General features: G+C 41.9%; 13 protein-coding genes. 6 read left to right on the top strand and 7 right to left on the bottom strand.

Features of this window, described 5'->3' with window-relative positions:
- Positions 1–23 precede the first annotated feature (23 nt).
- Both F7734_RS34375 and F7734_RS34370 read left to right on the top strand, forming a co-directional pair.
- Positions 24–2228 (top strand): CHASE2 domain-containing protein, encoded by a 2205-nt coding sequence (locus tag F7734_RS34375; RefSeq protein ID WP_155749001.1) that lies wholly within the window; start codon positions 24–26, stop codon positions 2226–2228.
- 613 nt (positions 2229–2841) lie between these two features.
- A complete protein-coding gene (locus F7734_RS34370) occupies positions 2842–3105 on the top strand; it encodes a hypothetical protein (protein ID WP_155749000.1) in 264 nt (87 codons plus the stop codon).
- Here the strand turns inward: F7734_RS34370 and nadB are convergent.
- From nadB to F7734_RS34355, 3 genes are all read right to left on the bottom strand, one after another.
- Positions 3098–4771, bottom strand: a complete 1674-nt coding sequence (nadB, locus tag F7734_RS34365; RefSeq protein WP_166482329.1) for an L-aspartate oxidase — start codon at positions 4769–4771, stop codon at positions 3098–3100. The two genes, F7734_RS34370 and nadB, sit on opposite strands and share 8 nt — an antisense overlap.
- Before the next feature lie 153 nt (positions 4772–4924).
- Positions 4925–5386, bottom strand: a complete 462-nt coding sequence (gene psbU / locus F7734_RS34360; RefSeq protein ID WP_155748999.1) for a photosystem II complex extrinsic protein PsbU — start codon at positions 5384–5386, stop codon at positions 4925–4927.
- 312 nt (positions 5387–5698) lie between these two features.
- Positions 5699–6436, bottom strand: coding sequence for a DUF3120 domain-containing protein (locus tag F7734_RS34355; protein WP_155748998.1), 738 nt, complete (start codon positions 6434–6436; stop codon positions 5699–5701).
- Positions 6437–6627: 191 nt separating this feature from the next.
- Between F7734_RS34355 and F7734_RS34350 the strand changes: the two genes are divergently transcribed.
- Positions 6628–7101, top strand: a complete 474-nt coding sequence (locus F7734_RS34350) for a CRR6 family NdhI maturation factor (RefSeq protein WP_155748997.1) — start codon at positions 6628–6630, stop codon at positions 7099–7101.
- 82 nt (positions 7102–7183) lie between these two features.
- Here F7734_RS34350 and F7734_RS34345 read toward each other — a convergent pair whose 3' ends face one another.
- From F7734_RS34345 to F7734_RS34340, 3 genes are all read right to left on the bottom strand, one after another.
- Entirely contained in the window at positions 7184–7930 is a 747-nt protein-coding gene (locus tag F7734_RS34345) for a hypothetical protein (RefSeq protein ID WP_155748996.1), read from the bottom strand.
- Between the two features lie 212 nt (positions 7931–8142).
- Positions 8143–8406 (bottom strand): hypothetical protein, encoded by a 264-nt coding sequence (locus F7734_RS61000; RefSeq protein WP_166482328.1) that lies wholly within the window; start codon positions 8404–8406, stop codon positions 8143–8145.
- Positions 8407–8659: 253 nt separating this feature from the next.
- Positions 8660–9619 carry a glycosyltransferase family 9 protein gene (locus tag F7734_RS34340; protein ID WP_155748995.1) on the bottom strand — a complete coding sequence of 320 codons (960 nt, stop codon included), beginning with the start codon at positions 9617–9619 and terminating at the stop codon, positions 8660–8662.
- A gap of 144 nt (positions 9620–9763) precedes the next feature.
- On the opposite strand from F7734_RS34340, the gene ispD reads away from it, so the two are divergent.
- The 3 genes from ispD (at position 9764) to F7734_RS34325 (ending at position 12097) form a co-directional block, all read left to right on the top strand.
- A complete protein-coding gene (gene ispD, locus F7734_RS34335) occupies positions 9764–10453 on the top strand; it encodes a 2-C-methyl-D-erythritol 4-phosphate cytidylyltransferase (protein WP_166482327.1) in 690 nt (229 codons plus the stop codon).
- 660 nt (positions 10454–11113) lie between these two features.
- A complete protein-coding gene (gene scpB, locus F7734_RS34330) occupies positions 11114–11668 on the top strand; it encodes an SMC-Scp complex subunit ScpB (RefSeq protein WP_155748994.1) in 555 nt (184 codons plus the stop codon).
- A gap of 81 nt (positions 11669–11749) precedes the next feature.
- Entirely contained in the window at positions 11750–12097 is a 348-nt protein-coding gene (locus F7734_RS34325) for a DUF760 domain-containing protein (protein WP_017746814.1), read from the top strand.
- A 53-nt stretch (positions 12098–12150) separates the two neighbouring features.
- Here F7734_RS34325 and F7734_RS34320 read toward each other — a convergent pair whose 3' ends face one another.
- Entirely contained in the window at positions 12151–13353 is a 1203-nt protein-coding gene (locus tag F7734_RS34320) for an HhoA/HhoB/HtrA family serine endopeptidase (RefSeq protein ID WP_155748993.1), read from the bottom strand.
- Positions 13354–13424 lie beyond the last annotated feature (71 nt).

Raw genomic sequence — 13424 nt, 5'->3', positions numbered from 1 at the left:
TTCATCCTTTTTGGTAACTGTCAATGAATCAGCAGGCAAGCAAGCATCTACTTGGGTCTTTGTTAGCAGTGCGACAAGGACTTTGTAGGGTACGCAAAGAATCACTAACCGCTCTTAGCGTGACAATGTGTATCTTATTGTTACGCTCCCTTGGATTCTTACAATCTTCAGAGTGGACAGCGTTGGACTATTTTTTTCAGATGCGACCGAAAGAATCATTACAAGAACGTATTACTATTGTAGCGATTGATGAAGCTTCTCTAAGAAATTCCAATTCGTGGCCAATTCCAGATCGCGATATTGCACAACTCATAAAAAAAATACAACAGCACCAACCTCGGGCGATTGGCTTAGATATCTACCGCGATCTTCCTGTAGAGCCAGGTCACCAAGAATTACTTGATACATTTAAGTCGGTACCAAATTTAGTAGGTATTGAACTCTTATCAAATAACAACAAAAATACTAGCGTTCCACCCTCCCCATTACTCCACCAGCTTAACCAAGTGGGTTTTAACAATGTTGTGTATGATGCCGATGGCAAAGTACGACGCAATATTTTATACTGGCAAGTTAATGAGAAAGCACGGGAAAGCTTTTCCTTAAAACTTGCTTTACTTTATTTAAAGCATGAAGGTATTACTCCCAAAAATGCCGAAAGCAACCCTCAGTATTTACAGTTAGGGAATGCCACATTCAACCGCTTTCAATCTAACGACGGCAGCTACGTGAGAGCAGATGATGGTGGTTATCAAATTATATCAAACTTTCCTAAAGCTATATGTAGCAATTCTAAAGACAATGATTGCCATTTCCCAACAGTATCAATGCGTGATGTCTTAACCAAGAGCGTGTCAGAAAGCTTATTCAAAGACCGCATTGTCTTGATTGGTTCAACAGCACCCAGTGTTCAAGATTTTGTTTTAATCCCTTACTCTAGCCGTTTGATAGATACGGCAAAGCCTGTAGCAGGTGTTGAACTACAAGCTTATTTTGTCAGCGAGTTAGTTTCAGCAGCACTCAATGGCAGACCTTTACTTAAAGTTTGGTCTGACTTTGTAGAATACACGTGGATTTTCGCTTGCGCTTACGCTGGTGTCATCATCAAATGGGGGATGCAACGTACAAGTATAAGCTTCTTAATTATCCTACTTTCCGCAGCTGCACTTACAGGAAGTGCTTATCTTGCTTTGTTATTTGGTTGGTGGATACCAATAGTACCTGGGTTGTTTGCTTTGAGTGGTTCAGCGATCGCCATCACTTACCAGATGGCATATCGCCAAGAAGAGTTAAAACGATCTAAAGAGTTTTTGCATCAAGTCATCAACGCAATACCAGATCCAATTTTCGTCAAAAATGAAAAACACCAGTGGATCGTCCTCAATGAGGCGTACTGCGAATTTATTGGTCATCCCAAAGAAACGTTATTAGAAAAGTCGGACTATGACTTTTTCCCCAAACATGAAGCTGATATTTTTCGAGCCTCGGATGAGTTAATATTTCACAACCAACAACCTCAAGAAAGTGAAGAAGAATTTACAGATGCTAGTGGAAATACCCATGTCATTGCCACTAAACGTTCTCTTCACAAAGATGCAGCTGGCAATTTCTTTTTAGTGGGAGTGATTCGAGACATCACCAAGCGTAAACTCATCGAAGAAGAACTGCGACGCGCAGCTACAGAACTCTTCCGTATAAACCAAGAATTAAAAGTTAAACAAGACAATTTGCGCTACATGGCATATCATGACCCTCTCACTGGGTTACCAAACCGCAAGTTTTTTCTCGAACAGCTTCAGGAGTCTTTGGAATGGGCGCAAAACAACAACTTATTACTGGGGTTACTCTTTATCGATCTGGATGGTTTTAAGCAAATCAACGACACCTTAGGGCATGAAATGGGCGATCGCCTTTTAGTTACCGTAGCACAACGGTTAAATAATTCCCTACGCAGTGGCGATACTGTTGCCCGTTTGGGAGGGGATGAATTCACTGTCATTGTGCGAGCCATTCCAAAAGTCCAGGCTGCACAGAGAGTCGCTGAAAAGATTTTAGCAACTCTTACCGAGCCAATTGTCTTAGAAGGTCATATCACCACAATTTCTGCCAGTATAGGCATCAGTATATACCCAATCAACAGCCTCGATAGTGAAACACTGCTCGGACAGGCAGACACTGCCATGTACCGTGCCAAGCTCCTCGGAAAAAACCGCTATGAATTTGTGTAGCTCTACTGAAAATTGATTTTTTATAGAGTTTCTCTAATACCATTAGACCAGAAATGACTTGCCGAAATGGCAACAGAAAGATATTGCATCTAGCTATATTTACTTATATAGTATGCTCATAAACCTAAACGATAACCTTTTTTATGTCTTTAAGTACGGTAGAACTTTAGGAGTGTAGTACTTGCATTTAGCGCTAAGGAGCAACTACGAGCCTAAAAGTATCTGTTGCTTAATTGATTTGAACTAAGTAGTCGCTTGATATGAAGTGTTTTTACTGAGTGATTGGGAGTCTTTGAAAGAAGCAAAGATGACACATTAACTCTAGGAGTTAAGCCCAGCATCAAACTTCAGAAGATTTTTAACGTCGTACTTTTTAGTTAGAACTCACCCTTTAGGAGGATGTAAATAACTGTACCTAAGTAATAAAAATTAATTGTGAAACAGAAAACAAAAATTATCTCATTACTTAGTAGCTAACTAGAAGCATCTATAAGGTGAGTTAAGTTTTTTAAGTGTAGAAGAATAAAGTTTTCTAAGGCTAAAAACTTGAGTCTAATTGAGAGTATCAATTAAGGCTAAATAGACCAAAAAGAAGGGGGATTTACTGAGACTTATGGGAACAAGCTTAAGACTCGCAGGCATTATTACGCTTCTGATTGGAGCACATATGGCAATTCCTAAAATTGTCGAAACAGCATCAGCATTTAGCACGCTAGCGACTAAAGGTTCGGAAACGGCAATCAGCAGCAGCTTTATTGACGACGCGTTGACATCTTACGTTTCCGAGGACGTGTTCTATAAAGCTATCTCGGAAAACACTTACGAGCCACCAAACTACGGGAGCCCGCAAAGTCAGCACGGTAGCGGAACTAGATAGGGGATTTCCACCAGTTATAATGCTGTAAGGTAGTGTGTACCTGCCAATCGGAGTCTATGTGAGGATAATCGCAACGGTAATGCCCTCCCCGACTTTCAGTTCTAAAGGCAGCACTTTTAAGAATTAAATAAGCAATATCAAGCAAGTTATCAGTTTCTGCCCACAATCTGATTTGCCGTTCAACATCCGGTAAATTTAAAGTAGCTGATTGTGTCGGTTGTAAAGATTTTAAGAATTGACCGATTGGCAAAGTAGCAATTTCCCTTTGCCAAGATTCAACAGTGGCGATTGCAACTTCCATACCAGACTGTTCCCGACATATACCAGCATGTTCCCATACCAAGCGCGGTATTTTTTGCCGGAGTGCTTCCAAATATTCTTGCTGAGAAGCCCATTCGCTTTCAGAAATGGTAAAGGATAAAGGATGAAGGAGCGAAGGAGATTCTGGAAGTTCATCCTTTACCCTTTTGACTTCATCCTTCAAACAATCCATTTGTGCTCCAAACACTATACATTCCAACAGGGAATTACTAGCAAGACGATTTGCTCCATGGACGCCAGTGCTTGCGGTTTCTCCAACAGCATATAAACCCGGAATATTTGTTCGGTTTGCGAGATCCGTGACAATACCACCCATCCAATAATGAGCAGCTGGAGCAACAGGTACTGGTTCTGAGAACACATCAATGCCCCAATGGTTGCAAACTTTGATGATATTGGGGAAACGATGGCGAATTTTCTCAGCAGGAATTGGACGCATATCCAACCACACACTAGCCGTTGCCAAATCAGTCGCAGTGCGTTGCAAGTGAGTAAAAATTGCACGACTAACAACATCTCTAGGAGCGAGTTCGCCAGATGGGTGATAGTCAAATGCAAAACGGCGTCCTTCACCATCGATCAGATGTGCGCCTTCACCACGCACAGCTTCGCTAATGAGAAAACGTCCGGGTTTGGTAAGGGCTGTGGGATGAAACTGGACAAACTCTAAATCTCTAAGAATAGCCCCAACCCGCCATGCCATTGCTACGCCATCTCCCGTGCTGACAGCAGGGTTTGTGGTTTGAGCAAAAACTTGACCCCCACCACCCGTGGCTAAAACCACAGCAGATGCTTTCACCCAGGTGACTGTACCTTGATAAAACAGACTAATTCCCTGACACCGTTTTGTCTCAGGTTCCAGCCAGAGACTCAAAGCCAAAGCTTGTTGAATAACCTGAATATTTTGGCGTTGTAGAACTTGGTTTGTCAGAGTAGTAATAACTTCCCTACCTGTTGTGTCCGCAGAATGAAGAACGCGATTGCGGGAATGAGCAGCTTCCAAAGTTAATGCCAGTTCGTTACCTTGGCGATCGAAAGCAACGCCCAATTCGATCAGAGATTGAATGCAGCTAGGGGCTTTGTTAGCTAGAAATTCTACAGCTTCTCGATCGCACAAACCCACACCTGCTTTTATGGTATCTTCGACATGAAAAGAAGGAGAATCTTGGGGTGCGATCGCAGCAGCAATACCTCCTTGTGCCCAATCACTGGCAGACAGAGAAAGTGTTTCTTTAGTAATTAGACCTATTTTTAAATCGGCAGGTATACAAAGTGCTGTGTACAATCCAGCAGCACCAGCACCGACTACAATGACATCAAAATGGCTCTCTAAGTTGGTCGTCACAAATAAAGTTAATTAATAAGGATTGTCATTTGTCAAAAGTCATTTGTCATTTGTTATTTGTTATCGAAGAAAGTAGGTAGGGCTAAAGCCCACCAAAATCGAACGTGCGGTATAGCCCTACCTACTGACTTCCCCGTCTCCAGTCCCTACTTTCTATCTGTAGATACCGTTGTTATAGCGGTCATCTCCCTCTGTAAATACAGCGTCAGCTTCAGTCACAGTGAAGTTATCCAAGTTAGCCTGTAGGATTTGTTTTTGGCGCTCGCTCAATCCCTCAATGCTTAAAATATCCTCTACCTTTTGATAAGGAGCATTTTTGATAATTTTCCTTGCAAGGGTAGGATATAATCCCGGATACTTTTGAAAAGCTCGCACGTTGGTATTGTTCAGATCGATTTTTTTACCATATACATCTGCCAGCTTTGCGTCTGCGCGGTTGCGTATAGTTTGAGTTCCCTCCACTGCCAAAACTGGAGCGGAATGCAAAGCAAGACCGTTAAAACTAGCTGCTTGGGCTACTTGTGGCATTCCCAACCATCCCCAGCATCCTAATATCAAGCTAAAAACAGTTAATAAACGCACCAATCCTTTCACGATTTTTTTACCTCTTTCCATCCAATGACATAAAAGCTTTAAGCTACTAGCACTCAAGTATCATTTGTCAAGAACCATTTACCTCCAATGAGAGTGCAAAGGACTAACAACAAAAACTGATTGCCAGTGGCTTAATCAACACAGCACTATCAGAAACTAATATACAGCTCATTAACACCCACAATACTTGTGGTTACTAGTAGTCCACCGCATTAATTTTGAGGGGCAGTCGAAACTTCTTACCACCTCGTTACCAGGCGGAGCCTGAGAACGAGAGAGGGGGGTCTGTATTGATTGTGAAGCCCTTTCAGATACCCTATCACTGGTCACTGATTATGCAAGAATAGCAGCAACCAGAAATAAGCAATCTACCAAGATAGTACTTAACACGGCTCCGCTAAAAGCGTACCAATGCCTCTGCTTTTGAGGTAAAGGCAAAATACCAACTGACAGTAACACCAAAGCAAGAGCGATCGCCCATACTTGTCCCCAAGGAGTTTTTACCTGAGCTACAGCACTTTGCAAAATTGGTGACACATCCGCAGGTTCTACCTGCATAATTTGACGCCAAAAAGGTATTAAGTCTACTAAATAAAAGTATATATCTGTTAAGACCGTACCAAATAGAGAGCCTAAGTAAAAAAAGTTTCCTATCTTACCCCAATTCCGGCTCAGACACCATAAAGCGAAGGGCAAACCAATAGACTCTACAGGCAAATGCCACAGGGGTTCCCAACGCAACCAACCCCAGTAGATTGAGCCTGCTAGCCAACTCCAACTAAACCCTAACAACAGATCGCCCCAAATATATGTTGAGGGACGTGACATTAATTTAAGACTCAGCCAAACCCAGCCGCCCGTTAAAGCTAAGCTCAGCCAAGGTAACATTCGCACCAATGGTGCTTCGATAAAAACTGGCACAGACACCAAGAATACTGCAGCCACAAAGACTAAGGATGCTGGTTGAGCAACAAATTTCCATAACAACGGAATATTCGCGTTTTTATTTTGCTGGGCGGCTTGAACTGAGGCAGTAGAAGCAGCGTAGGATGACAAAGTATTATTAACCAATGTTTCTAATAATTGTTACTTAACTTTATTTTACTTAAGATACCACAACATTTATCCCCCCTGGGGGCATTCAAATTGTAACTTATAGGAAGGATGAAGTGTAAAGTATAAAGAATAAAGCACCTAACCAGTAACTGGTCATTTGTCAAAAGTCATTTGTCATTTGTCACTGTTCCCTGTTCCCTTTTAATATGAGAATTACTATTGCAATCAATACCGAGCACATTAACTCCTTAAATCTGTCTCCCGCCGTGTCAGTCATTGAGAAACTAGTGCAAGAGGGAGAGATCGCGTCTCAAGAGCAGCAGTTGTGCTTTGAAATTAACTATCCACTAGAACAAGGCGATCCAAGGGAGCTGTCTGAAGTGCCAGAAATTCGTTTGTGGTTTATCCGATTGGATACTCGCTATCCGTGGTTACCGTTTTTACTAGATTGGAAAGCAGGAGAATTAGTGCGATATACTGCCATGCTCGTACCGCATCAATTTAGTCGTAGAGAAGGTATTCAATATAATCCTGAAGCATTAGAAATTTTTCTCATGCACAAACTGTTTCTTCTCACTGATTGGCTGAGACAACAAGGGATTCCCAGTAAAGCTCGCTTACAGTCTATGGCTCAACTTTTAGGTTATGAGCTAGACGATACTTTATTTGAATTATTTTAAATTGGTTAGTGGTTAGTGGTTAGTTGTTAGTTGTTAGTGGTTAGTTGCTAGTTGTTAACCACCAACTACCAACCACTATCAACTAACCACTAACAATCAAAGCCAATGCTTTATGAAAAGCATACTCAACAGCTTTAGATTGACTGGGTAATGCTGCCTGCCAAATCCGATAATCATTATATTGTAAAATTAAATTTGCCATGTCATCGCTCTTTATCCTTTTTAATACCTCGTATTGAGCTAATTCAAAATCTCGGAGAGTACCACCTTGTTCTAAGATTTTTTTTGCTGCTTCAATAAAACCATTTAAAACGGCTTTCTTGTATTCCGTTCCTGTGCGTTCTGCAAAAACTGAAGATAACTGGAATGCTTTTTGCTCTTCTAAGAGTAAATTAGCGATCGCCTTACCTTCGATAGTCTGCCACTGTTTAGGTAATTGTACTTCCAAATATTCGTCTTGAAGGGACTGATATTTAAGATACTCATAAATATCAATAGTTTCTTGAACCAGTTTTTGTCCTGTCAACAGTTGTAACAGAGGAATTGTACTTGTATCGATCGAGGAATCAAGAAAAACTTGTTCTTCACCTTCTGGACATTCATAGATAAGATAAGTCCAAATTCCTGATGGAGTAAACTCAGCAGAGATAGCGGCTTGATAGAAAGTTATTGTTCCATCTTCCTCACACTCGAAACATACATTTTTGATATCTTGGGTATTTTCTAAATGTATGTATCTTCTAAAAACACCGGTGATGTGCGATAGTTGGCTCTCTACTTGGATGTAACGTTTACCACTGCTGATGTAGCTATGTAACCGAATCGCCATTTGTTTTTCCTTTAAATATTTTCGTCACATTCTGTTTCGATGCACCAGCCTGACAGCAAGAGGGAAGTTTAGGAACACACAAATGTAGCGCACTTAAGATTGAGGGCAAAAAGTGTTTGCCAAGAAGCCAAGAAGCCGAGAATCCTCAATATTGCTGCACTGAAGTCAGTATTTTTTGTTTTAACGTAAACTTTTAGTCAAAATTAATTCATCTAAAAACCTCTAATTTCTAAAGACGCACACGAAGGTAGCTCCCCCACGGATTTAGGTAATATAGCTGGCGGTTCGGGAGTAAGCCCTTCTTGATTACCAAATTTTTCTGTCCAGCCTTGCCCAAATTGGGTACTAGCTTCTCTAAATTTACTTATACCTTCATTTTTTCTGCCTCCTTCTGCCCTCTGTCTCTTGTCTCCTACCTTTCTTATTAACTTAGAGTTGCCATCAATGATTAAGCTGTTAGAATAGCAATTTGGCAAGACTTACAGCTAATACTCATGTGGAGAAGCCGAAATAAATGTATTCTAGCTTACATATATTAATAGGGACTCTAAATAAATCTACCTAAAATCTTTAACTTCAGCCAGCTTTTAGCAAAAAATATTTTTTTCTCCAAAAGGTTAATATATACAAGTTTCATACCATTTTTTTGGATAGGAAAATAAAATCCGCCTTAAGTTAGAGCGGATTTTAGATAACTAAAGAATGTCAGACTCTACAGGTAGCCGAGCCTCAACCGCCCCAAATTTTCTCTAAGACAACTGAGTGAGAAATATCCTCAATTTTCCCGGTAGGGGATTTAATGGCAAGGAACTTTTCGCTCTTAGGTAAGAGCTTAGAAGGATCTGTGGAACCAAATAGAGCAATGGTATAAGTTTGAACAGCTACACTCAAATGCATTGGCGCACTATCAGTACAAAGCATTAAATTTGACCCAGCAATCATAGCTGCTAGCTTACCGATGTCATCGGGAGAACTGACTTTAATGCCCGGTGCGGACTCTTTAAGACTGCGTACAAACTGTTCGTCTTCGGGACCTTGGATAACAACTACGGGCATATTGGGTTGTTTTTGTTGAAAATCTTGAATAATTTTCTGCCAGTTCTCAACAGGGTAAATTTTATCAAAACCTTTGACTTGAGATAATTCGCTTGCACCCCCATGAATTAAAACGTAGCCAGTTTCCTTGACTCCCAGCCGTTGTTGTTCTGCACTCGCCCAATCAATATCTTGTTTTGGCACATTGACTGACAATTCCGGGCATGGAGATTTAATGTTTAAAACTTGTAACAAATCGTGGTACATACAAGCGGCATACTGCCCTGTTTTGAGAGGAACTGGGTTGGTGAGAAAAGCAGAGCCTTTGCCATGATAACCAACACGGGTAGGAATTCCAGTCAACCAAAGCAAAAGACCCACCAACCAGCTTTGCCCGATAGCAATAGCTATGTCGTATTCGCGATCGCGAATCGTACCAACCAAGTTACCCCAATCTGCCAGACTGTTACGGTCTTTGAAATCAAAAGCCAGGACATCATTAACTGACTTACTGACTTGGTAAGCAGTCTTTGACCGAGGTTCGGTGACGACATCTACTTGAGCTTTCGGTAAATTCCGCTTTAGATCGTCTAAAGTCGGAAAGAAAAGAATTTGATCGCCAATTCCGCCAGGAACAAGGGCTACTATTCGCATAAGATATTTTGACGCTCATTCGCTCCTTATTTTAGGAGAATATAGGGATTTAGAACTGCTAATTGCTCATGGCTAACGGCTAATTGTTCCATTAGCCATTAGCTATGAGCAATTAGCCATTAGTCAGTATAAACGAGGAATCAAGTGCATTTATTAATTCCATCTGCAGGTTCCGGAAAAAGAATGGGGAGTACCCGTAATAAACTCCTTCTGATGGTGCAGTCGCGTCCTATAATAGCGTGGACTCTCCTAGCGGCAGAGGCTGCAAATCAAATTGATTGGATGGGAATTATCTCCCAGCCCAATGATTGGGAAGACTTTAAAACGATTATTGCCAGTTTGAATCTCACTAAGCCTGTGGAACTAATTCCAGGAGGTGCTACCCGTCAAGAATCAGTTCACAATGGGTTGTTGGCGTTACCAAGCTCTGCAAAACAAGTTTTGATTCATGATGGAGCTAGATGTCTTGCGACACCGGATTTATTTAATCGGTGTGCTGAAGTGATTCGCCATTGCCCTGGCTTGATTGCTGCCGTACCAGTTAAGGACACCATCAAGGTTGTCGCAACAAATGGCATCATTCAAAGCACTCCTAACCGAGAGCAACTGTGGGCAGCTCAAACTCCCCAAGGTTTTGATGTTAATTTATTAAAACAGTGTCATGCTGAAGGTGTACGTCAAGGTTGGGAGGTGACTGACGATGCTGCGTTGTTTGAGAGGTGTGGCATTGAAGTCAGGATTGTTCAAGGAGAAGAAACTAATTTGAAACTGACAACTCCACAGGATTTGGCAATTGCGGAATTTATTCTTAAAACTAGGCTAACTGAGAGCTGAAGTACGTTATAACAATAATTTGGGTCAATCGATACCAATTCCAAAAATGTTGGCAATATATAGTTGGGTAAAATCCAGTTCGAGTCAGGCTTTTTCAATCCAACATGACTTACGCAAAGCCCCCCAATTTATCGGGGGGTTGGGGGCAATACTTGTCGGTTAAGCCGTTTTTTCCTCCCCTGCACCCCCAATCCAAATCTAAAATGGTCTTGAGCTACGATATTTCGAGCTTGGTGAAAAAAAGTCTTGACTTGTGCTAAATATTATGGTAATAAGTTCCCAAACACTTGTTATTTGTCCTTCGTCATTTGTCCTTTGTCATCTGTCAAAGAGGAGTAAGTGAACTGGAGTAATCCAGAGTAAAACGGAGTAATTCGTCTTGCTGACTCCACCATGACTCAACTTTGAACCAGTTTCAAAGTTACCCGTAAGGGTTTCAGTCCGCTTAAGAGTGATGACTTAATGAGATTAGCCAGTCTCAAGCGTCGGGCAAGGAACATGGCTGCGTCACACAGTACACACCAAAACCTATTAACAAGCTCTTAAGCCGTGTCGAGGCAAACAATACCCCGTAAGGGAGCGCTCAAATTGAGCAAATGTGTAGTTTGGGGGGTGGTTAAGTCCCATTAACCCCAAATTACTCCAAATAATTCCGAGATAATGAAACGTAGTAACACGACGAAAATAGAAGCAATTCTCTATTTAAAGGGTAAGCCCCTGTCTATCAGCGAACTTGCCGAGTATGCCGCCTGCGATCGCGCTACAGTAGAGGAAGGCATAATCGATCTGATTGACGAATATGCCCGACGAGATAGCGCCTTAGAAATCGTAGAAACCCCAGATGGTTATAGTTTGCAACTGCGATCTGATTTTCACGATTTGGTGCAAACTCTCATTCCAGTAGAATTGGGAGTAGGGGCATTGCGGACTTTGGCGGCAATTGCCTTACACAGCCCAATCCTTCAAAGCGACTTGATAAATTTGCGCGGTTCAGGTGCATATCAACAAGTTCAAGAACTGGTTGAACTCGGTTTTGTAAAAAAACGCCGGGATAGTGAGTCGCGATCTTACTCCTTGCAAGTGACCTCAAAATTTCACCAGTATTTTCAAATTGAGCAACTTCCCCAACCATTCTTTAATACTCAAGAGCAAAGACAACTAGAGCTAGAACTGCGAGCCGAACCTCAAATCAATGGAGTTCTATCCTCAGAATGAATGCTAGTACTCCTGACAGAGGGCTGTCCTTTCTAGTATGGTTTAGAGTAGAATAAGCAACTCAGCTAAAAAAATTTGCCAATGGTGTTTGATCCAAACTTTTTGAATGACTACCCTGAGGAACACCCCAGCCAACTTCTGAATGAGGGCTTAGAGGATAATCCCAATAAGTTGCTCAAGTATTTGCAGCATCAGCCGCCTGAAGTTTTAGCACGCGTCGCCCAGTCGGTTAGTCCTGAAATTAAACAAATCATTTCGCAGAACGTCCAAGGGCTTGTTGGGATGTTACCATCCGAAAATTTCAACGTGCAAATTACCACAGACAGAGACAACCTGGCTGGGCTGTTGGCATCTGCCATGATGACTGGGTATTTCCTCCGTCAAATGGAACAGAGAATGCAATTAGATCATTTATCAAATGGTCATTAGTCAAAAGTCCTTGGTCAAATGACAAATGACCATTGACAAATGACACTTGACACTTAACGAGGATAAGTGCCCAATTGTACTTTAAGGTTCTGATTCTTTCCGTCGCGGTTGACTTCTATTTCTAAAATGTCGCCAACAGCGCTTGATTCTACTTGTCTTTGTAACTGAGCCGCTGTTTTGACTGATTTACCGTTAATCTTTTGAATCATATCCCCAGGGCGGAGTCCTCCCCGTTGTGCTGGAGAGTTTTCTACAACGCCCTTGATCGCGACACCAACATTTTGTTTAATGTTCAAGTTGTGGTCTTGATTGAGCTGCTGTTGTTTAGCAGGGGTTAAATCAACCATCTCAATTCCCAAGAAGGGATGTTGCACGCGTCCTTTGGTAAAAAGTTCATTCGCAATGCGAGCAGCAGTTTCGATGGGAATGGCAAAACCCAATCCTTGTGCATCAGCGCGAATAGCAGTATTTACACCGATGACTTCCCCTTGAGCATTTAATAAAGGACCACCTGAATTACCTGGGTTAATTGCCGCATCAGTTTGGATAAAGCTGACTCGCTTGTCAGGAACACCAACTTGAGCGCTGGTACGATCTGTAGCACTGATAATGCCAATGGTAACCGTGTTATCTAACCCTAGAGGATTGCCAATAGCGATCGCCCATTGCCCCGGTATTAAATTTTGTGAATGACCTAATGTCACCGTTGGTAGCTCGTTTGCTGAAATTTTGACAACAGCTACATCTGTCACGCTATCAACTCCTATCACCCTTCCTTCATAAGTTCGACCATCCTTGAGAGTCACTTGTACGGTATCCGTGTCTGAAACTACGTGAGCATTCGTGAGAATTCGTCCGTTCTGGCTCAAAATAAATCCAGAACCCGTACCCCGTTCTATTCGCTGGCTGGGGAATGGTTGTTCTTCCTCTCCAAAAAATCGCCGCAGGAGAGGATTTTTTAAGGCGTTTGAGATAGGGTTGGCGACTTTGCGGGTTGCATTAATTCGCACCACAGCAGGTCCAGTTCTTTGAACAGCAGATGCAATAAAATTCACGTTATCGCCGTTGGGAACCCCAACCTGTGTTCCAACAGGATTTGAAACTGAGGTTTCTGAAGGCATAGAAACTGTAACATTTCTTAATTCACGAAATAAGCGATTTTGTGAAGGGAGGTATAGACTACCAAGTAAACCCGCAGCGCCGCCAATACATAGTAGGGATAAATAAATAGTCAGTTGCTTTAAGGATAATTTCATAAATAGTTAAGGGTTAGTGGTTAGTGGTTAGTGGTTAGTGGTTGGTGGTTAGTGGTTAATGGTTGGTGGTT

The organism is Scytonema sp. UIC 10036, assembly GCF_009725235.1.
Note: the sequence above shows the minus strand (reverse complement) of the source record. Positions and strands in the feature narration are given on the sequence as shown.